Annotated in this window: 19 protein-coding genes and 2 pseudogenes; 14 read left to right on the forward strand and 7 right to left on the reverse strand. The window is 69.1% G+C overall.

The genetic code is table 11. From position 1 onward, the window contains the following. Positions 1 to 92: 92 nt before the first annotated feature. Positions 93 to 1,145, forward strand: a complete 1,053-nt coding sequence (locus BUS84_RS11310; protein WP_244298476.1) for an FUSC family protein — start codon at positions 93 to 95, stop codon at positions 1,143 to 1,145. Here BUS84_RS11310 and BUS84_RS11315 read toward each other — a convergent pair. After that, positions 1,142 to 1,399: a hypothetical protein gene (locus BUS84_RS11315; RefSeq protein ID WP_143728327.1), complete on the reverse strand. Its 258-nt coding sequence runs from the start codon at positions 1,397 to 1,399 to the stop codon at positions 1,142 to 1,144. The genes BUS84_RS11310 and BUS84_RS11315 overlap by 4 nt on opposite strands. A gap of 754 nt (positions 1,400 to 2,153) precedes the next feature. On the opposite strand from BUS84_RS11315, the pseudogene BUS84_RS11320 reads away from it, so the two are divergent. The 6 genes and pseudogenes from BUS84_RS11320 to BUS84_RS39810 form a co-directional block, all read left to right on the forward strand. Then, positions 2,154 to 3,208: pseudogene (locus tag BUS84_RS11320) on the forward strand (IS110 family RNA-guided transposase). Between the two features lie 112 nt (positions 3,209 to 3,320). Continuing rightward, entirely contained in the window at positions 3,321 to 4,604 is a 1,284-nt protein-coding gene (locus tag BUS84_RS11325; protein ID WP_074312498.1) for an IS256 family transposase, read from the forward strand. Between the two features lie 219 nt (positions 4,605 to 4,823). Beyond that, entirely contained in the window at positions 4,824 to 6,134 is a 1,311-nt protein-coding gene (locus BUS84_RS11330; protein ID WP_074311185.1) for an IS110 family RNA-guided transposase, read from the forward strand. A 295-nt stretch (positions 6,135 to 6,429) separates the two neighbouring features. Continuing rightward, a complete protein-coding gene (locus BUS84_RS11335; protein ID WP_074311187.1) occupies positions 6,430 to 6,711 on the forward strand; it encodes a hypothetical protein in 282 nt (93 codons plus the stop codon). Between the two features lie 453 nt (positions 6,712 to 7,164). Continuing rightward, positions 7,165 to 7,680 (forward strand): hypothetical protein, encoded by a 516-nt coding sequence (locus tag BUS84_RS11340; RefSeq protein WP_084757458.1) that lies wholly within the window; start codon positions 7,165 to 7,167, stop codon positions 7,678 to 7,680. 1 nt (position 7,681) lies between these two features. Further along, positions 7,682 to 7,759, forward strand: a pseudogene (locus BUS84_RS39810) (class F sortase); the annotation flags it as partial. A 261-nt stretch (positions 7,760 to 8,020) separates the two neighbouring features. Here BUS84_RS39810 and BUS84_RS11345 read toward each other — a convergent pair. Both BUS84_RS11345 and BUS84_RS11350 read right to left on the reverse strand, forming a co-directional pair. Continuing rightward, on the reverse strand, positions 8,021 to 9,145 hold the full coding sequence (locus BUS84_RS11345) for a pentapeptide repeat-containing protein (RefSeq protein ID WP_074311191.1): 1,125 nt from the start codon (positions 9,143 to 9,145) through the stop codon (positions 8,021 to 8,023). Positions 9,146 to 9,402: 257 nt separating this feature from the next. Then, entirely contained in the window at positions 9,403 to 9,651 is a 249-nt protein-coding gene (locus BUS84_RS11350; RefSeq protein ID WP_425293448.1) for a hypothetical protein, read from the reverse strand. 494 nt (positions 9,652 to 10,145) lie between these two features. Here BUS84_RS11350 and BUS84_RS37460 point away from each other — a divergent pair, with 494 nt between their 5' ends. The 3 genes from BUS84_RS37460 to BUS84_RS39815 all read left to right on the forward strand — a co-directional run bounded on the left by BUS84_RS37460 (position 10,146) and on the right by BUS84_RS39815 (position 11,804). After that, a complete protein-coding gene (locus BUS84_RS37460) occupies positions 10,146 to 10,409 on the forward strand; it encodes a hypothetical protein (RefSeq protein WP_143728328.1) in 264 nt (87 codons plus the stop codon). Positions 10,410 to 10,757: 348 nt separating this feature from the next. Next, a complete protein-coding gene (locus tag BUS84_RS38620) occupies positions 10,758 to 10,931 on the forward strand; it encodes a hypothetical protein (RefSeq protein ID WP_167627034.1) in 174 nt (57 codons plus the stop codon). 369 nt (positions 10,932 to 11,300) lie between these two features. After that, positions 11,301 to 11,804, forward strand: a complete 504-nt coding sequence (locus BUS84_RS39815; RefSeq protein ID WP_425293449.1) for a glycosyl hydrolase — start codon at positions 11,301 to 11,303, stop codon at positions 11,802 to 11,804. On the opposite strand, the gene BUS84_RS11365 is transcribed toward BUS84_RS39815, so the two are convergent. Next, positions 11,728 to 12,621: an NAD-dependent epimerase/dehydratase family protein gene (locus tag BUS84_RS11365; protein ID WP_074311197.1), complete on the reverse strand. Its 894-nt coding sequence runs from the start codon at positions 12,619 to 12,621 to the stop codon at positions 11,728 to 11,730. The two genes, BUS84_RS39815 and BUS84_RS11365, sit on opposite strands and share 77 nt — an antisense overlap. A 171-nt stretch (positions 12,622 to 12,792) precedes the next feature. On the opposite strand from BUS84_RS11365, the gene BUS84_RS11370 reads away from it, so the two are divergent. Both BUS84_RS11370 and BUS84_RS11375 read left to right on the forward strand, forming a co-directional pair. Beyond that, complete coding sequence (locus BUS84_RS11370; protein WP_143728330.1) at positions 12,793 to 13,287, forward strand: hypothetical protein; 495 nt, start codon at positions 12,793 to 12,795, stop codon at positions 13,285 to 13,287. Between the two features lie 166 nt (positions 13,288 to 13,453). After that, positions 13,454 to 14,323, forward strand: a complete 870-nt coding sequence (locus BUS84_RS11375) for an NAD(P)-dependent oxidoreductase (RefSeq protein WP_074311201.1) — start codon at positions 13,454 to 13,456, stop codon at positions 14,321 to 14,323. A 95-nt stretch (positions 14,324 to 14,418) separates the two neighbouring features. Here BUS84_RS11375 and BUS84_RS11380 read toward each other — a convergent pair whose 3' ends face one another. Both BUS84_RS11380 and BUS84_RS11385 read right to left on the reverse strand, forming a co-directional pair. Continuing rightward, positions 14,419 to 14,769 carry a hypothetical protein gene (locus BUS84_RS11380; protein ID WP_074311203.1) on the reverse strand — a complete coding sequence of 117 codons (351 nt, stop codon included), beginning with the start codon at positions 14,767 to 14,769 and terminating at the stop codon, positions 14,419 to 14,421. A gap of 117 nt (positions 14,770 to 14,886) precedes the next feature. After that, positions 14,887 to 16,824, reverse strand: a complete 1,938-nt coding sequence (locus BUS84_RS11385) for a beta-propeller domain-containing protein (RefSeq protein WP_244298477.1) — start codon at positions 16,822 to 16,824, stop codon at positions 14,887 to 14,889. A gap of 159 nt (positions 16,825 to 16,983) precedes the next feature. Between BUS84_RS11385 and BUS84_RS11390 the strand changes: the two genes are divergently transcribed. Both BUS84_RS11390 and BUS84_RS11395 read left to right on the forward strand, forming a co-directional pair. Then, positions 16,984 to 17,583, forward strand: a complete 600-nt coding sequence (locus tag BUS84_RS11390; protein WP_074311205.1) for a TetR/AcrR family transcriptional regulator — start codon at positions 16,984 to 16,986, stop codon at positions 17,581 to 17,583. Next, positions 17,580 to 19,208: an isovaleryl-CoA dehydrogenase gene (locus BUS84_RS11395; RefSeq protein ID WP_074311207.1), complete on the forward strand. Its 1,629-nt coding sequence runs from the start codon at positions 17,580 to 17,582 to the stop codon at positions 19,206 to 19,208. The genes BUS84_RS11390 and BUS84_RS11395 overlap by 4 nt, the downstream gene beginning before the upstream one ends. Positions 19,209 to 19,342: 134 nt before the next feature. On the opposite strand, the gene BUS84_RS11400 is transcribed toward BUS84_RS11395, so the two are convergent. Further along, a complete protein-coding gene (locus BUS84_RS11400; protein WP_244298478.1) occupies positions 19,343 to 20,533 on the reverse strand; it encodes an MFS transporter in 1,191 nt (396 codons plus the stop codon). Between the last annotated feature and the right edge of the window lie 70 nt (positions 20,534 to 20,603).

The raw sequence follows: 20,603 nt of genomic DNA on the forward strand, positions 1-20,603 counted from the left end.
TGTCGTGGGGAGGCGATGGACTCGCGGAGGTGAAGTTGTCCAGCCGGCTTCGGAGTACTTCGCGGGAGCGTGTGCGGCGGACAGGCCGAGATGTGTACGAGCGCCTTCGCACGTACCTCATCGTCGCGGCGCAGGCGGGTTTGGCGGCCGAGCTGTCCTGGTTCATCACGCGCGACGTGCTGCACAATGCGGAGCCGTTGTTCGCGCCCGCCGTCGCCGTCGGCACGATCGCGGGAGCCATCGGTAATCGGATCAGGCGAACGCTGGAGGTCATTGGCGGGGTGATCGTGGGGGCGGTGATCGCGCATGTGATCACACGGACGATCGGGGCAGGGCCGGTGCAAACCGGCGTGATCGTGGCATTGGCCATCTCGGCGGCAGTCGCGGTTCGGGGCGGCGGTGCCATCATGGCGCAGGCAGGAGGCACAGCCTTGCTGTTGGGATCGGTGGCGCAAGGACCGGATCTGGCTGTGTCGAAAACGGAAAGTGCGGTAGTCGGTGGTGTGGTCGCCATCGCCGTCGCGTACCTGATCCTGCCACTCAACCCGATGCGCGTCGCACATCGCACCATCCGTCCGACGGTGGATGCCTTCGCCCGTGAACTGACCGCTACCGCCGACGCACTGACCCACCGTGACCTTCAACAGGCCGAGGACGCCCTACAACGCTTCTCCGCCACATGGGAGCAAAGACAGAAGACGACCGAGGTGGTTGCGGCAGCGCAGCAGGTCGTCGTCCTCTCACCGTGGCAAAGACGACGACTCGGCATGCTGCGCCGGTACCAGCACGCCGCCGAGCACCTGGAACACGCCTACAGCAGCGCGTGCGAGATGCTGCAGTGGGCGACGGCGACCATACGCGCCGGTGAGCCAGTGCCGGCCGGCCTTCCCGCGTCGATCGAGCACCTCGGCCAGGCGCTGAGGCTCCTGTTCCATGACTTCCTCGCCGGCCGCGAGCCGGATCCTCCGCGCGCGCGGGCACAGCAGGCGATCAAAGACGTCAACGAGGCATGCGCTGAAGGCGTCGAGTTCTCCGGGACAGTGGTCGCCACGCGAGTGCGCGCTGTCGCCAGTGAGCTGCTCCAAGCCTCCGGACTGCCACAAGCCGAGGCGAACAAGCAGGCGGGCCTAAAGGCAGACGTTTAGCCAAGGCGTCTGCGCTCCGACTCCTGCCGGACCGCTGCGGTGAGGTCACGCCATGCACCGGCCGAGGTCTTCATCATCCGGTCGACCATCGCTCGGGCCGATCCTTCGTCGGGGAAGTCGTAGAAGACCTCACGCCCACCGTCACCACCGAGGCGGCCACGCACCCGCCAGAGCCGACCGTCGGAAACCAGCCAGATATCCCGCCTGGCAATGCTGCCCCATGCCCGGTTCCACCAGCGACCATGCACCTCCACCAGGAGCACCCTAGTCGAACGTGTGTTCGATCCGCCGGCTGCCGGCGGAGTTGTTCAAAGTTTCTGTACGTCTTCAAGGCGGCCCTTGACGGGCCGCACGCGCCGCCGCCTGGGCGCGCGTCCGACGGCTGGCGCGGAGAGCGGAGAGCCCGGGGCCGCCGCAGACGGTAGCGCTGAGAGTGGTTGAGGTTCGTGGGCCGGCAGCCGGCCCCGCCGCGCCCGAGCGACGCGGCGCAGGGAAGGGCACGCCGGGTCCGCGCGGCGAGTCGCGGCGGCGAACCGGTCGCGGTCACTGCGCCTCCGGCGGGGGCGCAACGACTCCAGGATGGCCGGGGCTCCGTCCGCGCGTTGCGGTCCGTGGGTGGTTGCGCAGGGCCATCCCGCCAGCCATCGACCCGGGCAAGCCGAGCAGACCCCCGCCCGACCCGCCAGCGTCCGAACCCGCGTCAAGGTCCGCTTGACATGGCGGGCCGGGCGGCGCCCCGCTCCCCAGGAGGGCGGGTCGGCGGCAGACAGTGAGGATGGTGGGGTGGGTCGCCGGGCTGGTCTGACTCACCGGCAGACCGACGCTTGCTGTCCTCATCCCGATTCGTCGACCAAGCCCGGTGGCCTCACGAGCTGCATGTCACCGGTCAGGCGTCGTGACTTGATAGGAGCCTGTGCGCGAGGCGCCCACCGCTGTGTTGTCCGATCACCTGACCGGTGACGTGTCCACAGATTCTCGACGCAGACGAGAAGTGCGGACCTCACCAGCATGGCAGCCAAAAAACGATCAGTTATCGGTGGTGTCGACACCCACCGCGATACCCACCACGCCGCGGTCATCGACAGCACCGGCGGCCTCCTGGGCGACGCCGAGTTCCCCGCGACCACCGCCGGCTACGCGGACCTGCTGGCCTGGATGCGCTCCTTCGGACGGGTAACGGCCGTGGGAGTCGAGGGCACCGGCAGCTACGGCGCCGGGCTGGCCCGCTACCTCACCAGCAAGAAGGTGCCTGTCGCGGAAGTGGACCGGCCCGACCGGCGAGCCCGTCGCGCTCAGGGCAAGTCCGACTCGATCGACGCCATCGCCGCCGCCCGCGCGACCCTCGGCGGCACCGCCAAGGCACCCCGAAAACCCGCACCGGACCGGTCGAGGCGATCCGCGCCCTCAGGGTCGCCCGTCGAGGAGCGGTCAAGGCCCGCACGGCGGCCCTGAACCAGATGCGCGGCCTGGTCGCTGCCGCGCCCGAGGCCTTGCGAGCCCACCTGACCAGGGTCAGCGCCGCCACGCTGGTCAGCCGGTCCGCTGCGCTGACCTACGACCCGGGCAAACTCCACGAGCCGGAACATGCCACCGCCGCAGCGCTGGCCGGACTCGCCCGCCGGGTCACCGCTCTCACCGACGAAATCACCACCCTCGACCGGCAGGTGGCACCCATCGTCCAGAAAGCGGCACCTCGCACCAGCACCCTGTTCGGCGTCGGCCCCGACGTCGCCGCTCAACTGCTCACCACCGCCGGCGACAATCCCGAACGTCTCCGATCGGAGGCCGCCCTCGCCCACCTCTGCGGCGCAGCACCCATCCCCGCCAGCTCAGGACGGGTGCGCCGCCACCGCCTCCACCGAGGAGGTGACCGCGGCGCCAACCACGCCCTGCACACCATCGCACTCTGCCGCATGCGCTACGACCAGCGCACCCGCGCCTACGTCCACCGCCGCACCACCGAAGGCCTCAGCAAGCAAGAGATCCTGCGCTGCCTCAAGCGCTACATCGTCCACGACGTCTACACCGCCCTGCTCGCCGACTTCACCGCCCTGACCACTTGACCTCCATAGGAGTCTCCGATGTCTCTGTCGTGACGCCCGTGCCGGGCCTGTGGATTTAAGGGTGTTTCCGGCCTGACCCGCCGGGCTTGTGCCTGGTGAGGAAGGTGCCGTGATGACGACACTGGACGACGTGACCGCGAGGAAGAAGGAACCGCAGCCGTCAGCGGAGGCAGCCGCCGCGGCGGAGCTGGTGCGCCTGGCCAAGGAACAGGGCTTGTCGCTGACCGGCCCGGACGGGCTGCTAAAGCAGTTCACCAAGACGGTCCTGGAGACCGCCCTCAGCGAGGAGATGACTGAGCACCTCGGCTATGAAAAGCGCGACCCTGCCGGGGCTGGGTCAGGCAACATCCGCAACGGGACCAGGCCGAAGACGGTGCTGACCGACGCGACGGGTCATGTCGAGATCGACGTGCCGCGTGATCGGGCCGGCACATTCGAGCCGCAGATCGTCAAGAAGCGGCAGCGCCGGCTGACCGGCGTCGACGAGATCGTGCTGTCGCTGTATGCCAAAGGCTTGACCACCGGGGAGATCAGCGCCCACTTCGCCGAAATCTACGGCGCCTCGGTCAGCCGGGAGACGGTCTCGCGGATCACCGACAAGGTGATCGAGGAGATGAACGACTGGACCGTGCGCCCGCTCGACGCTGTCTACGCGGCCGTGTTCATCGACGCCATCGTGGTCAAGGTGCGTGACGGTCAAGTCGCGAACCGGCCGGTCTACGCCGCTATCGGGGTCACCCTCGACGGGGAGAAAGACGTCCTCGGCCTCTGGGCCGGCTCGGGTGGTGAGGGCGCCAAGTTCTGGATGAGTGTCCTGACCGACCTGCGTAACCGCGGTGTCAAGGATGTGTTCTTCGTGGTCTGCGACGGGCTCAAGGGCCTGCCCGAGGTAGTCGCGAACGTATGGCCGCAGACGATCGTGCAGACCTGCATCATCCATCTGATCCGTAACACGTTCCGGCTGGCCTCGAAACGGGACTGGCCGGCGCTGCAACGCGACATCAAACCGATCTACACCGCCGTCAACGCCACCGCGGCCCGGGCTGCGTTCGACCACCTCGCCGAGACCTGGGGAACCCGCTACGGCGCGATCATCAGGCTCTGGGACAACGCCTGGCAAGAGTTCATCCCGTTCCTCGACTATGACCTGGAGATCCGCCGGGTGCTCTGCAGCACCAACGCGATCGAGTCGCTGAACGCCCGTTACCGCCGGGCGATCAAGGCCCGCGGTCACTTCCCCTCCGAGCAAGCCGCGTTGAAGTGCCTCTACCTGGTGACCAGATCACTGGACCCGACCGGGCAAGGGCGGGCACGATGGGCGATGCGGTGGAAGCCAGCCCTGAACGCGTTCTCGATCACCTTCGGCGACCGGTTCCCGGCCGCCGAAACCTACTAACCGAAGACGCCGGAAACACCTTTAGCGAGACAGACCCCCCGTGCCGTGCGTGAAAATTTGGGGTGGTCGCCCGCCGACGTCGTTGATGCTTGGCACCTTGAAGCCGCATAGGAGTCTGACGCTGGAAGCGTGATCATAGGGGCCCTGCATTGTTGCTTCGAGCACGCGAGTCCGCCTCTGTCCTTCCCCTCAATGCTTCCGCGGGCGACCGCCTAGTGGATGCCCGGGAACGAAGGGGTGGTGCACGTGGAGGAGATCACTGAAGAACCGGTCCAGGTCGTGGCGCGGGTCTGCGCGATCGACATCGGCAAGGCGGGGCTGGTGGCGTGTGTGCGCGTGCCGCATGACACCAGGCCGGATCGACGTGTGCAGGAGATCCGCGAGTACACGACGGTGACACCGGCGTTGCTGGAGTTAGCGGACTGGCTGCGGGTCGAGCGGGTCGAGCTGGTCGCGATGGAGGCCACGTCGGACTACTGGAAGCCGGTGTTCTACCTGCTCGAGGCGGAAGGCTTCGAGTGCTGGCTGCTCAACGCCAAACATGTCAAGAACGTGCCCGGTCGGCCGAAGACCGATCGGCTCGATGCGGTGTGGCTGGCCAAGGTCGTGGAACGCGGGATGTGCCGGCCCAGCCTGGTGCACCCCAAGCCGATCCGGCAACTACGGGATGTCACCCGCTACCGGCGCAGTCTGGTACGCGAGCAGACCAGGGAGAAGCAACGCCTGGAGAAGACCCTCGAAGACGCGCAGATCAAGCTGGACTCCGTCATCAGCGACCTGCACGGGGTGTCCGGTCGGCAGATGATGCAGGCGATGATCGACGGGCAGCGGGACCCGAAAGTCCTGGCCGAGATGGCCCACGGATCGATGCGCCGCAAGATCCCCCAACTACGCGAGGCGCTGACCGGCCACTTCGACGACCACCACGCGTTCATCTGCGCCACCATGCTGCGCCGCATCGATGCCCTCGCTGCCGACATCGCCAACCTGGACACCCGGATCGAGGAGTTGATCGCCCCTTTCGCGGCGGTGGTGGAGAAGCTCGATGAGGTCACCGGCATCGGCGTGCAGTCCGCCCTGGAGATCATCGCCGAGATCGGCGTGAACATCACCGTCTTCCCCACCGCCGCGCACCTGGTGTCCTGGGCGAAGTTCAGCCCCATCGACGCCCAGTCCGCCGGCCGCAAGAAGGCCAACTCCACCGGCAAGGGCAACCCCTGGCTGGCCGCCACCCTGGGCGAGGTCGTCGCTGGGCTGTCCCGCACCAGCACGTTCCTCGGCGACCGCTACCGTCGCCTGGCCCGCCGAAGAGGCAAGAAACGGGCAGTCGTCGCAGTCGGCAACTCGGTACTGACCATCGTCTGGCACCTGCTGACCGACCCCGACGCTCGCTACCAGGACCTGGGCCCCGGCTTCCACGAGTCGAGGATCCGCAAGCAGCGCCGTCAACGTGATCTCATCCGTCAGCTCGAACAGCTCACCGGCCAGAAAGTCGATCTCCAGCCCCTACCGCAACCAGCCATCGCCTAACCAGAAGCCGTCAACCCGACCCGGCTCCGCTGCGCTCCGCCGGGTGCTGCCGCCTGCCCACTCACTCACCGATTTTCGAGTCAGCATCGGGATGGCAGATGGCGGGGAGGCTGGAAGGCCTACAACTGCCCGACGAGGAGATCCGCACTTGCAGCCCGAAAGCTCCCTCCTCACCTTGATGCTGCTGTATCACCCCTGCCGCCGGGATGACTCCTCCGGCACCTGTCGGCGAGGAAGCGCCGAGTCGCGCCAAGATCGTTCGGCCCAGTGTCGGCGCCCAACTAGCGATGATCGATTGGCGGCGAGCTGCGAGGCCTTCGCCGAGCCACGGCGGAGGACAAGCCGGGGCGGGCCGACGGAGGACCTGATCGGCGACCTCTACGCCGCGGGCACCGGCGCGACCGGCACGGGCGCCGGGGCCGGCGGGGACAACATCCGCACCGGAGCCGAGCAGCCCTGGGATCCGGAGGACCTGGTGGCGGCGCGGGGTCAGGACCTCACACCGGAGAACATCGAGCGTGCCCGCCGCGACCTGGCCGAGACGGGACGGGCGGCGATCGAGCGAACCGTGCCCTGACCGACCACCTGACCACCGCTGGCAGCAGGTTAGGCGCTCCAGCGGCAGGTTCCGTCGAGCCCCTGGCTGACCGTCAGACGGTCAGCCAGGGGCCCTCGTCGCATTGCAGGGATGCGATCTTGATCCGGGAGCGCTTCTATCGCCATACCTCAATGCGGCCTGCATGGGCGGTGTGAACCGTGCGCCGAACGGCCTACGAGACCCGGACGAGTGCGACCGGGCCACCCGGCGGGGCACGAGTCGACCCTTAAGAGCAGTGCCGGGCAGTAAGGCTCTGGCCACGGCCAGAGCCGGGATGAATACGCTGAAAGCCGTGTAGCACCTCCATAGTACATACCGTGCATAAACTCTGGAATGTGAATCTTTCCCGCTATAGCTCGCGAACGGGGCTAACCTCGGTCGTAGCTCGGATGTCGCCGGGCTAAGGACATCAGGGATGGAGTGACGCAGGTGATGGCAAAGAAGATGCTCGGGAAGCTCGTTGCGGGTGCTGCCCTCGGTGGCGCCTCTCTGCTCGTATTCACGCCCGGGATCGCGTTCGCAGACGACCAGCCCCACGACGACAAGGGGAAGGTCTGGGTCTGCAAGGACCACGACGACAAGCGCAAGGACCACGACGACAAGTTCAAGGACGACGACAAGCGCAAGGACCACGACGACAAGTTCAAGGACGACGACAAGCGCAAGGACCACGACGACAAGTTCAAGGACGACGACAAGCGCAAGGACCACGACGACAAGTTCAAGGACGACGACAAGCGCAAGGACGACGACAAGCGCAAGGACGACGACGACAAGTGCGACGACGGCAAGAAGCACCCGAAGGGCGGGGTCGACGGTGGTGACGGTGGCGCCAGCACCGGCACCGACCTGAACCTGGCCGCCGGTGGGGCGGGCCTCATCGGGGCGGCCAGCCTGGGTGGGCTCATGCTGCTGCGTCGGCGTCGGACCGATGAGTCCCTCGTCTGACATGACGGCGACACGGGTCGGCGGCCGTCACGGGCGACCGTGGCGCGCCGCCGGCACGGCCGTCGTCCTCCTGCTCGCCAGAACTTACAAATGAGGGGTCGAGACGCTCGCGATGGGCAGCCAGGCTGGCGGTGTCAGGGTGAGTGTCTAACTGAGTGACTACGGGTGCGAACAGGGCCGCACAACCACGGACGTCGGCGCACCGCTCCCGCAGGTGAGAGGCTCAGCAACGCCAGCTCAACGAAGCGGAATCGTTGCCTGGGGGTCAAGGTCGCGGCTTGACACCCATAGCATCGGGATGGCTGAGTCCGTACTGGTTGCACGTCATTTAGTACCCCGCTCAACGCTCCGCTACCGGCTGGCGCTCAACAGATTCGATCAGCACTCCGGGCATCCGGCTGAGCCAGGCAAGATTGAATCGCGCACCTTCCTCGACCATCGGCCAACGAAGCGACACGACGCCCCCAGCGAACTCTCCCTCGTTCAGACTCACCTCGGCCCGGCGGTCGAAGATCGCCCCGTCGAAGATCACGCGACCATCTTCAAACTTGGCTGAGGTGAACGACACTGAGCCCGCAATAAACTCGGCCACCTCGAAGGACACTTCCCCGCCAGCGAAACTCGCCCGATCGAAGGACACCTCCCCGCCGGCAAATCTCGCCCGCGTGAAGGACGCTCGCCCGCCAGCAAACGTTGACATGCTTAGATCGCCTCCGTCAAAGACGGCGCCGGTGAAGTCGAAATCGTGGCCTCGCCAGGAAGTCGAAAACTCGTCCGGGAGGCGTAGGTGCGCACCGATGAGGCGGACAACCGTGTGCCGCACCTCACGCTCCTGACGCGAGGCAAGCACGTCTCGCTTAAAATCCTCCGAGGATACGAAGTTGTGCGGATCCAACCCGGTGTTCGGCTTCCACCCTTCGAACTCTGGAGGGGTGTACGGCATCCGTAGGTAGGCACAGAGCACGTCAATGCAGATCTGACGGCCCTCCTGCCAGTCGTCAGCAAGCCCAGCCATCGCGTACACCCCGGCTAGGCGTATCGCGGCTTTGTCCGATCCGAGCTGCTCGGACGCGTTAGCAAACCGTTCATTCAGCAGCCGTACGCCGTTCCGGTCAGAATCGACCTGGGCCCGCTCGTCGGCTGCCTGCGCGAGCGCCTTGGTCAACTCGGCGCGCACGTCAGCCGAGTGGGCAAGCTCGTGGGCAAACTCGGCCAGCTTGTTAGTGTGCTCGGCCACCCGCTGACGCCGGTACGCCACTAGCAGCGCCGCCACCCCTCCGGTGCCTGCCACCACCGCGAAGACCAGCTTCAGCAGGTCGAAGAGGGTCCGGGCGGTCACTGTGCCGTCCCGACTGATCGCCGGGAACCCCGCATACCACAACGCGCCGCCCATCAATCCGACCACGACAAGCAGCGCGGCAAGTATCGCCAAGCAGATTGCCCGGCGGATGCCCCACAGGCTCAATGCCGGTACCGGACTGTCAGCTGTCGGAACGGGGCGCACCTCGACGCCCGCAGGTGACGATGAGGTAGCCATAGCGGAGGGTGGTTCCACCGTCTGACCTTAGATAGCCCTGTCAACCCAGCGATGAGTGACGAACTGAGTGACGACGGGCAGGGACCACGGCGGACGCTGATGGACCACGCCGGACGATTTCAGCAGCTCAGCCATACATGCCGTACAGGTCGACGGCGCGTGATGGTTCCGTCGGGACGAAGAGGTCACTCGACAAACGTGCCATCCGGATTCATGATCTCGTGCCGCACCAGCGGTACGAACGCAGACCAGCCCCCATCGTCCACGGCCACCACCATGCGTACACGTCCATCGCCGTCATCAAGGGCGTAGCAGGCTACGCTGTACCGCTTGCCGTCCTCGCCGACGACCTGGCGCAGCTCCTTGTCTTCGAGCATCACCCGCCACTCGCCATAGCTAAGGCGACGCCATTCAGCCAGGCGCTCCTCGGCCATCCGCGCTGCGGTCTCCTTGTCCAGTCCCACGCCTACAGCCTCTCACCAGAGCTCGGCACGGAACTTGGCCGCGTGCCCGCTCCATGCCCGCTGCAAAGGCCAACACCGGTCAACAACGGCACATGGAGTCGCCTCACCCCTCACCGCTCCGCCCTTCGTTACGAGCGGGCACGGCTGGTCAGCGCCTGGAGCCAACCCATCCGCCAGGCCGAGCAGGGCACCTTCCAAACTGACGGTGCCTGGGCCGTGTCCGGGCCGTCTGGGCCGTCAGCGGGCCGTCGAACGACGACCAATGACGACCGATGACGACCAGCAGCACCCGAAGAAACAGCAGGTCAGCCACCATGTGACGGCGGCTGACCTGGTGGGCGACGGAGGAGTCGACCTGTACGCCGGATTCTGGGTCTTTGATCTCTGGCTTGATACTGCAACGATGCTGGCGATCGGAGGCGGCCGCGGGTGGACGTCTCGTGTGCCACTGACAAGGAGCCGAGTTGCGTCTGCCCCGTGAGCCTCACCCGGTTGACCGGCCGGGCCTTGTCGTCTTCATGATCATATGTGCCGGTCTTGGAGCGCTTGCGGCGGGCGGATGGAACGGCGATGGAGGGCGGTTCCAGCCGATCGCGGCAGTGCTCGCCATTGTGCTGTTCGCGTGCTTCCTGATCTTGTTCGCGGTGTTCTGGGTTGGGTGGCTGATGCGTGGGCACGAGTTGTGGCGCGAGGAGCGGCGAGGGGCAAGAGGCGACGACGGCAATTGAGCCGCCAGCAGTGTGGGGCACACAGGGGGCACAAGACACCGTCAAACGTCGTCAACCAGCGAGCAACGCTGGCAGCCCGAAGCGCCGCGTGAGCAGGTCACCCGCCCTGTTCCCGCTGCTGGTGGGCTAGCGGCTCTAAGTTCCGCTTCGACGTCTGACATGCAGTGCGGGGGATGCGGGGCTCAGGCCGGGGCCATGCCAGACCCGCCGCCACGAGCTGCTGGCCGAGTACGACCGCGCCCCAGTCTCACTCGCCCTCTACCTGGCCGCCCAGCTCGTCGACGCCGCCCAGGACCTGGCCCACGTTCCGGCCGGCCACCTGCACTACCGATTCGTCGGCTGGACCCGATGAGCATCCTGCGAACCGGCGACGAGAAGTTTCACTACAGCGACGGCTCCCATAAGTGGATCCCACCGGACCCCGATTACGACCAGGAGATCTGGGACGAGCAGGTCCGCCAGCACAAGCAGGGCCACCTGAGAAACGTGCACCCGAAGGTCCGCATCCAGCGCCTCCTCTGATGCCGGCAGTACAGCAGCGAAGTACAGCAACCGTGCCAGCCGAACCAGGCCGAGCCGGGCGTCAGCAGAGCCCGTGACCTCGGGAACAGCCGGACCAGACCACAACGCAGCCAGTTCGGCTCGAAGGGGGTCCTGGGGCCGATCTCCGCGGCCCCCGCGGTCGCCGCACTGGTGATCGGGGCGATCGTCGTGGCCCAACCGACCGGATCGACCCCCGCCCCGGCGGCGGCCCCGGCGGTCGAGGCGCTGCCATCCACCACCGCGCCGGCCAGCCCGCCCGCTGCGACCACGCCAGCCGCCGCCACGCCCCCGACGGCGACCCCGAAGCCGAAGCCGACGACCGCCCGCCCGGCCGCCCCGGCGCCCGCGGTGACCTCCAAGAAGAAGGGCGTCGGCGTCTGGACCTTCGACGGCGTCAGCGAGGCGCTGGCCAACTCCTCGGCGAGTTGGTACTACACCTGGAACGTGGGCCACCCGGGCGTCACCAGCCCGAAGGGCAGCGAGTTCGTCCCGATGATCTGGGGGGCGAAGAGCGTCACCGCCAGCAACCTGCAACAGGCCAAGAAGAACGGGCGGCAGCTGCTCGGCTTCAACGAGCCGGACATGGGCGGTCAGCCAGTCCCAGCAGGCCGCGTTCCTCACCGCGGCGACCCGGATGCTGGGTGGGCTGTCCTGGCTGCAGCGGTACGCCTGGTTCGGCCTGCCCGCCACCGACAAGGACCAGACCGGGCTCTTCCGTACCGGCAGCGACGCGACCGCCGTGGGCCGGGCTTACCAGGCCGCACGCCGACCGGGACTACAGCAGGTCCACGTGGTCCCGCCACGAGTGGCGGGGCTCGTAGCCCAGCACCCGGCGTGCCTTGTCGATGCTGAGCAGGGTCTCGTGGTCACCGAGCTCCCTGCGGATCTCGACACCCGGATAGACCTCGGCCATCAGGCTTGCGCTGGACCTGCTCATGACGGTGTCGGCGTTGGCGATGATGAAGACCTCGGCGCCGGGCTGATCGTGGGCGAGGGCCCGCTCGACCGCCTGAGCCCCGTCGCGGGCGTCGATGTAGCCCCACAGGTTCCACCGGCGCAGCTGCGGGTCCGCGTCGAACGAGGGGAACGGAGCGTAGTCCTCGACGTCCATCACGTTGGAGAACCGCAGGCCCACCATGACCAGCTCCGGGTCCCACCGGCAGAAGTGCCGCGCCATCTCCTCCTCGAGCGCCTTGTTCAGCGAGTACGTCGACTCGGGTCGCGGCGCGTACTCCTCGTCGACCGGCGCGTACGGCGGCGGGGTGTCGAACGGCAGCCCCAGCACGGTCTCGCTCGACGCCCACACCACCCGCTTGATCCCGGCCGCCCGGGCTGCGGCGAAGACGTTGTACGTGGCGGCGGAGTTGTTCGCGAAGGTGGTCGCGTTGGACATCAGGCCGGGGGCCGGGACCGCCGCCAGGTGCACGATGGCGTCGACGCCGCCGGCGTGCTCGTCGGCACTGCCGGTGAACGCCTCCACGACCTGCCCGTAGTCGGTGAGGTCGACGAGGAGGAACTCGCCGGCCACGTCGCGGGGGTCGCGGCCGCCGGCGCGGTCGACGGCCAGCACGTCGACGCCCACGGCGCGCAGGTGCGCGACCACGGCGCGGCCGAGTTTGCCGGTGGCCCCGGTGACGACGACGCGCTTGGGCAGTGCGGGATCGGTCATGCTGACATCTTCTCCGGCTCGGCGCGGTGCCCCGCAGGCGGGTGCAGCCCGCTCAGTTCCGGAGGCGGCGCCGTTTCTGGTTACGGCGTCCAGAGGCCCGCGCTGCCTAGCTTGAGCTGGGCCTGATGCCCTTGATCTTGAATGTCGTACCCCTTCGGCATGATGTGCGCCATGACGACGCACCACCCGAAGCCCCGGCGCCTGGTCTACGGCCACGCACAGATGCAGGACTGCCTCGCCTTCGCCGACGCCGACACCGCCCCCGCGGAGGCCGAGGAGATCAAGGCGCTCGCCTCCGCCCGCACGTGGGGCGAAGCCCGGCAGGTTCAGACCACCCACCTGTGGAACCCCGCGGGCCCGGAGTACTACGACCCCGAGGACGGGTTCGCCGACGACAAGCCGTTCAGCATCAACGAAGTTGGTGCGGTTGTGGAGGGAAACTGGCCCCCAATGGTCACGGAGCGGGCGTTCGAGCTGCTGCCGCGGGACCTGCAGGCCCGGTTCGGAGGACGCAAGTTCACGGCCCTCAACGGCGACATCCTCGAGATCCCGCTCGACCACGAAGCCGAGCTGGTGGCCGACCTGCGCCAGCGCGGCTACGAGGTGACCCGCGACGACGATCTCATCAACGTCCTCGACGGCCGCAGCTTCAGCCCCCTCGCCTGAAGCGGCCCAGGCAGGGACACCGCAGCGGCCAGGCACCCTGCGCCCGGTCGAGGCAGTTTCGACCTCGGTCCGGCGGCGGCGCCTCCGGGCCACGGAGCCGATGATCGATGTAGACGAGTCGGCGCTTTGTGCGGCATTGCCCGGGCGAAATTGGCAGGATGGCGCCATGGCCACGGTCGCTGTGATCGGTCTGGGTGGGATGGGTAGCCGGATAGCGGGCCGGCTGCTCGATGCCGGCCATGACCTCGTTGTCTGGAACCGCACGCCGCAGAGGGCCAGCGATCTTGTGGCGCGTGGCGCGGTCGCTGCCGACAGTCCGGCAGAGGCTGCCCGCCGGGCCGATCTGGTCATCACCATGCTGGCCGACCCGGCCGCGCTACAGGAGGTGGCCGAGGGCCCGCAGGGCATCCTCGCCGGTGCTACCGCGTCGACGACGCTCGCTGAGATGTCCACGGTCGGGCTGCCCGCGGTGCGACGGTTGGCCGCGATGCTGCCGGATGGCGTTGGCCTGCTCGACGCGCCGGTGCTGGGCAGCGTCTCGGAGGCCGAGTCCGGTTCGCTCCGGATATTCGTCGGAGGGCCGGAGCCGCTCGCCCAACGGTGGATGCCGGTGTTGGGCGCGCTTGGCTCGCCGATGCATGTCGGACCGCTCGGTGCCGGGGCGGCGGCCAAACTGGTCGCCAATTCGACCCTCTTCGGAGTGCTCGCTGTTCTCGGTGAGGCGCTCGCCCTCGCGGATGGGCTTGGACTGCCGCGGGACACAGCGTTCGAGGTCTTGTCCGCGACTCCCGTCGGCTCGCAGGCGGATCGGCGACGACCGGCGATCGAGTCCGGTCAATTCCCGCTCCGGTTCGCGTTGTCACTCGCCCGTAAGGACGCCGATCTGGTCGTGTCGGCCGCTGAGTCGGCGGGCGTCGAACTGCCGGTCGCGGCGGCCGCACGGCAGTGGGTCGCGTCGGCCCAAAAGGCCGGCCTTGGCGACCGGGACTACTCGGCCGTGATCGCGCACATCACCGACACTGCCCGATCAGGCTGAGACCTGGGTCGTGCGGCAGGCCCGTCGGGGTGATCGTTGAACCCTTCCTCGCCTGCCAAGGGCCGCTCGTCCTGGAGTGAGCTGGCCCGCCTGGTTCAGCGGGGTCGACTCAGCCACTCCCAGGCGCGGCGGAGGCCCGCCTGCACCGGGTCGTCACCCGCGGCCTCGGCCTCTCTGGCCGGCGTGTCCTCGCGGGGCTCGTGCAGTTCGGCACCGGGCACCGACAGCACGACCCCCCGCTCGTACAGGTCGGCGATCTGCTCGCGCTGGGCGAAGCGGTGGGAACCGTACGGCTTTGGCGGGGCCACGATCACGCCGTGGAAGATGTCGGAGCGTTCGTCGGTGAGCACGTGCTCGACCACGCCGACGGGTGCCGAGTCGACGTCGTAGACCCGGGCGCCGACGGCGAGCGCAAGGTACGAGACCTTCGCGCCGAGATCCTCCACGACATTCACGTTACCCGCCGCCTGATCACCATGGGCCCGATCACCCGCGGTCGGCGCGGACGCCAGGCGGTGCGCGGTGGGCAACAGCCGCGCACCGCCTGGCCACCACCATGCGGCTCACGCCGTACGCAGCCAGCCGAGGGTCGTCATGGTGGAGAGGCTGGTCGCCTTGAGGCCAGCGTCGGAAACGGTCCAGAGCACTCCGTCGACCACCAGTGACCGGCGGATCGGCGTCAAATCCTCGGGACGCCCCGTGCCCAGCGTGTGGTCAACGGTGCCGACCTCGGTGAACCCGCCGTCGCCGGCTCGCAGGGCCAGCGCCACGTTGCTCGGCAGGCCCCTGCCGTAGACGATCAGTGGGACCACGACCAGGCGTTCGGCCGGCCAGTAGAGGAACGCATGCGGGTCGAACTCCGCCTCGGAGTGCCCCTGCTTGACGTGATACTGGGCGATCCGGGTCGGCTTGGCCGGATCGGAGACGTCGAAGAGCGAGAGCTGGGTGCCCTGGACACGGCCCTGGTCGGACGCCTCCTGCCCGACGCCGAGCAGCCGTCCATCGCCGGCCGGGTGCAGGTACGCCGAATACCCGTTGATCTTCAGTTCGCCGCTCACCTTCGGCGCCCGCGGATCACGCAGATCGACGGTGTAGAGCGGGTCGGTCTGCCGGAAGGTGACGACGTGCCCGGTGCCGCCGACGAACCGTACCGCGTATATCCGTTCCCCCTTGCCCAGTCCGGTGACCTTGCCGACCTGGGTCAGCGCCGTGCCGTCGGCGCGCAGGACGTACACGCTGGACGTCGAGTTCGGCTTGTCGCCCCAGGTACGGCCACTGGTGGTGGCCACTCTCAGGTGACCGTCCCACTCGGACATGGCGTACTGGTTGATGAGCCAGCCCGGTACGGACGCGTCGGCGACGTACCGCGGGGCACCCGCGCCCGAGATGTCGAACTGATAGATCTCGGTGGTCTCGTCTTTGGGATCGGGTGCGATGTTCCGTGCGGTCAGCATCGGCAGCACCCGCCAGCGCTGGTCGTTGGCGACGTACAGCCGGGGTCCGTTGCTGTAGACGGTGTCGCCGTCGGCGATCACGGTGACCGGGTCGCCAGCGCCGAGCGCAGCCGCGCCGAGGTCGAAGCTGAGCACGGTCATCAGCGACGTGCCGGAGTAGGCGGCCGGCCGGCTCACCCGTTCGCAGCCGACCCGTCCGGTGCTGGTTCGTCCACCGGAGGTGACCTCGTACCGGGGCAGCCAGTCGTCGGCGGTGGCGTTGTCGATGATCTCGCGGTTGGCGGCGGTGCGCTGCTCATCGGTGGCCCCTTCCCGGTGCGGGAAGTTCAGCCGGGGCGCGGAGCGGACCACGACCCGGACGGTGGTGCCCGCCTGGCGGGCGTCCACCAGGTTGCCGTCGATCCGGTATTCGCCGATGATCTTCGGCTCGGCGGACAGGTCGACCATGATCAGCCGGGGGCCGACGATGCCGTCCGGCGTTGGGGCCTCTGCCGGGACGGCGCGTGCGCCTCCCCCGCGGACGGTCGGTCTCGCCATCCCGGCCCACCCGTCGCGGCGCAGCACCAGCGCACGGTCACCGTCCAGCAGCAGGCTGTCCTCAGCCCCGCCGAAGCTGTCTGCACCCGGCAGCTCCAGTTCTCCGGTCAGCCGGCGGGTGGCCGGGTCGACCACGTACAGCTTGCCGTGGCTCACGGTGACGATCCGCTTGCCGTCGGTCTTGACCAGGTCCGGTTCATCGGCCCCGGCCTCGTGCGTGTTGGTGCCCGAGTAGCCCTTGGGCGCCGCATCCGCCCGCCCCGCTGCGGCGGGCGCCCCAGCCTGTTCGGCGCGGTCGAAGGTGCGGATGTCCCCGTTCGGCCCGAACCCCCAGGGCCCGACGTACGCCTTGGCTGCCGCCTTCAGCTGCCGCAGCGCCTCCGGGCAGGAGTCGAACGCGACGAGCCGGAATCCGCCGGCCGGCAATCCCCGGTCAGGTGGCGGCACGGGGGCCGGCTGCGTCGTACAGCCGGTGACCAGCGCCAGACCGGCGACCAGGGCCAGTCCCATGACGCGAGCTGGAATCACGACTCGGGGGACGCCGGTGGCGGCCGTTGGATGGGGTACGTGGGCTCTGCTACGCGTCATGCCCCCTACGACGTGCCTGCCCCGGGCTGGGTTCCCAGCGACACCTTGTCGCCAAGGATTGAATGATGGTTCAATCCTTGCGTGGCGTATCGAAGCACCGAGCGGGTGAAGGCTCGGCTGAGCGCCTCCCGGGAACGGATCATCGCCGCGGCACTGGGAATCATGGCCGAGCACGGGTATGCCGGCTGCTCGGTCGCCGCCGTCGCCGAGCGGGCCGGCGTGGCGACCGGCAGCGTCTACCGCCACTTCCCGACCAAGGCCGATCTGTTCGCCGAGGTGTTCCGCACGGCCTCTCAGCGCGAGGTGGACGCGGTCGCGCGCGCCGCAGCGCTGGAGACCTCCGCCACCGAGCAGATGGCCGCCGTCGTCGAGACGTTCTCTGGCCGCGCCCTGCAGTCCCCACGGTTGGCGTATGCCCTGCTCGCCGAGCCGGTCGATCCGGCGGTCGACGCCGAGCGGCTCGTCTTCCGCCGCGCGTACGCCGAACTGATCGCCGGGTATGTCGCAGCCGGTGTGGCGAGCGGTGAACTACCCCCGCAAGATCCGGAGCTGACCGCGACCGCGCTGGTCGGCGCCCTGGCCGAGGCCATGGTCGGTCCGCTGGCCGCCGGGGTCGCCGGCCCGGAGACCATCCCCGCCCTGATCGCCTTCATCCACCGCGCGCTGGGAGTATCGCCGTGACGACACACGAGGTCTTCAACCAGGTTCCCCCGCTCGCCGGCTACGACGCGGCGGACGACCCGGCACTGCTCGACGGGCTCGAGCGGGAGGGTGCCGGCTGGGCCGCCGCCGAGCTGCACGAGCTCGGCCGCCTGGGCGGCGCCGAGCAGGCCATCGAGTACGGGCGGCTGGCCAACGAGCATCCGCCGGTCCTGCGCACCCACGACCGCTACGGCCATCGGATCGACGAGGTGGAGTTCCACCCCGCCTGGCACGAGCTGATGCGCACCGCGGTCACGCACGGCCTGCACGCCGCACCGTGGGCGGACGCCCGACCGGGCGCACACGTGGCGCGGGCCGCCAAGTTCTACACGTGGCGGCCCGACGCCGGCCACGGCTGCCCGATCTCGATGACCTACGCAGCAGTGCCGGCGTTGCGGCACAACCCGGAGCTGGCCGCGCGGTACGAGCCGCTGCTCACCGCCACGACGTACGACTTCGGGCTGCGTCCGCCGCTGGCCAAGCAGGGGCTGCTGGCGGGCATGTCGATGACGGAGAAGCAGGGCGGCTCGGACGTGCGCGCCAACACCACCACCGCCCGCCCTGAGCCGGACGGAACCTACCGGCTCGTCGGGCACAAGTGGTTCACGTCGGCGCCGATGTGCGACATCTTCCTCACCCTCGCCCAGGCACCGGACGGAATCACCTGCTTCCTCGTCCCGCGTGTCCTTCCCGACGGCACCCGCAACCCGATGCGGCTGATGCGCCTGAAGGACAAGCTCGGCAACCGGTCCAACGCCTCGGCGGAGGTGGAATACGAGCAGGCGGTCGCCTGGCGCGTCGGAGACGAGGGCCGTGGCGTGCGCACCATCATCGACATGGTCAACCTGACCCGCCTCGACTGCGTGATCGGCGCGGCGGCCGGGATGCGCCAAGGCGTGATCACCGCCGCCCACCACGCCACCCACCGGCAGACCTTCGGCCGGTACCTCATCGACCAGCCCCTGATGCGCAACGTGCTCGCCGACCTCGCGGTCGAGTCCGAGGCCGCCACCGTCCTCATGATGCGCCTCGCCGGAGCGACCGACCGATCCGCGCGCGGCGACGCCAGCGAGACCGCGTTCAAACGGCTCGCCCTCGCGGTCGGCAAGTACTGGGTCTGCAAGCGCTGGCCGGCACACACCGCCGAGGCCCTCGAGTGCCTGGGCGGCAACGGCTACGTCGAGGAGTCGGGCATGCCGCGGCTGTTCCGCGAGTCGCCGCTGAACTCGATCTGGGAGGGCTCCGGCAACGTCGCCGCTCTGGACGTCCTGCGTGTTCTCGTCAAGGAACCCCAGGTCATGGAGGCGTTCCAGGCCGAGGTGGGCGCCGCTGCCGGCACCGACGCACGGCTCGACGCCGCGGTTCGCCAGGTACGGGCCGACCTGTCCGACCTCGACGACCTCGAACTGCGGGCGCGGCGCGTCGTCGAGCGGCTCGCCCTGGTGCTGCAGGGCTCGCTGCTGGTGCGGCACGGGCACCCCGCCGTCGCCGACGCCTTCTGCGCGTCCCGGCTCGGCGGCGATCACGGCCAGGCGTACGGCACCCTGCCGACCGGCGTCGACTTCGCCGCGATCATCTCCCGCGCCACCGCGAAGGTGAACTGACAGAAACCTCCCCGGTGGCCATCACCGTCCGGACCGGTGTCGGCGATACCAGACGCGGCGGGGTGCCGGCTGGTCAGCCGGACGTCCGCCGCCGGCTGACCAGCCGGCACCCCGCCGGCTCTCGGGACCCAGCGTCAGGTCGCCGGTCGAACGATGGCAAGGAACAGGGCCAGGGCGACGGCCTGGATGCCGGCCACGGTGATGATCAACGCGGTGATCGAGTAGTCGTAGAGGGCGCCGGTGAGCAGCCCACCGACCAGGGTCGCCCCGCCCAACCCGGCGGCGAAGATGCCGTAGGCGGTGCCCCGCCGAGCGGCGGGGACGATGTCGGCGATGGTCGCACGCATGGTGGATTCCTGGATGCCGAGCACGGCGCCCCAGGCCAGGACCCCGGCGACCGCGGTCGCCGGGGTGGTGGTGAAGGCCGCCAGCGGGATCAGGGCGGTCAGCACGGGTACGGCGGCCAGCACCCGGACCCCGACGCGGTCATACAGCCACCCCGAGGCCAGCGCGGCGAGCGCGTCGACGCCCATCGCGGCGGCGTACACGACCGGGACCACCGCCACGGGTACGACGTGCCGGGTGGCGAGGTGGAAGCTGAGCACCCCGAAGGTGGCGTAGCCGGCCGTGGTCCCCGCCGTGAACGCCAGATAGGTCCAGAACACGCGGGGTAGCCGGCCGCCCGGCGGGGCGGGCGGCGCGCCGGGTCGAGGGCCCGGTTCGAAGCGACGCGGGTCGGGCACGCCGGCGCGTAGCCACAGCAGCAGGAGCATCGCCGCCACGGCGGGTACGGCCAAGGCGAGGAACGCGGGCCGGTAGTTGTGGGCGGTCGCGGCCAGTACGGCGGCGACCAGCAGCGGCCCCGCCACGCCGCCGGCCTGGTCGAGCGCCTCATGGACGGCGAAGCCCTTGCCGCGGCCGACTGCCGCCGCGGCGTGCGAGAGCATGACATCCCTCGCCGGGCCGCGGATGGCCTTGCCGGCGCGCTCCGCGACGAACAGCGCCGCAACCAGCCACAGTGCGGTGGTCAGCCCGAGAGCGGGCACGGCGACCATGGTCACGGCATAACCGACCAGGACGAGCAGCCAGTAGGCGCGGGTCCGGTCCGCGAGGGGTCCGGTGGCCAGCCGCCCGGCCAGGGCGGTCGCCTCGCCAGCGCCGGTGACCAGCCCGACGACGGTCGCGGATGCGCCGACGGTGGCCAGATAGGGGCCGATGACCGACCGGGCGCCCTCGTACACCACGTCCGAGAGCAGGCTGACCAGACCGAAGGCGGTCACGAACCGCCACGGCGTCCACCTGATGGTGAGCGCGGTGACTCTCACCCGTGCAGTCTGGCCTACCGGCAAGGTGGCCGGACGTGGATCGGCAACGGCGACCCGCGCGATACTGACG

The organism is Micromonospora cremea (assembly GCF_900143515.1).
Classification (GTDB): Bacteria; Actinomycetota; Actinomycetes; order Mycobacteriales; family Micromonosporaceae; genus Micromonospora; species Micromonospora cremea.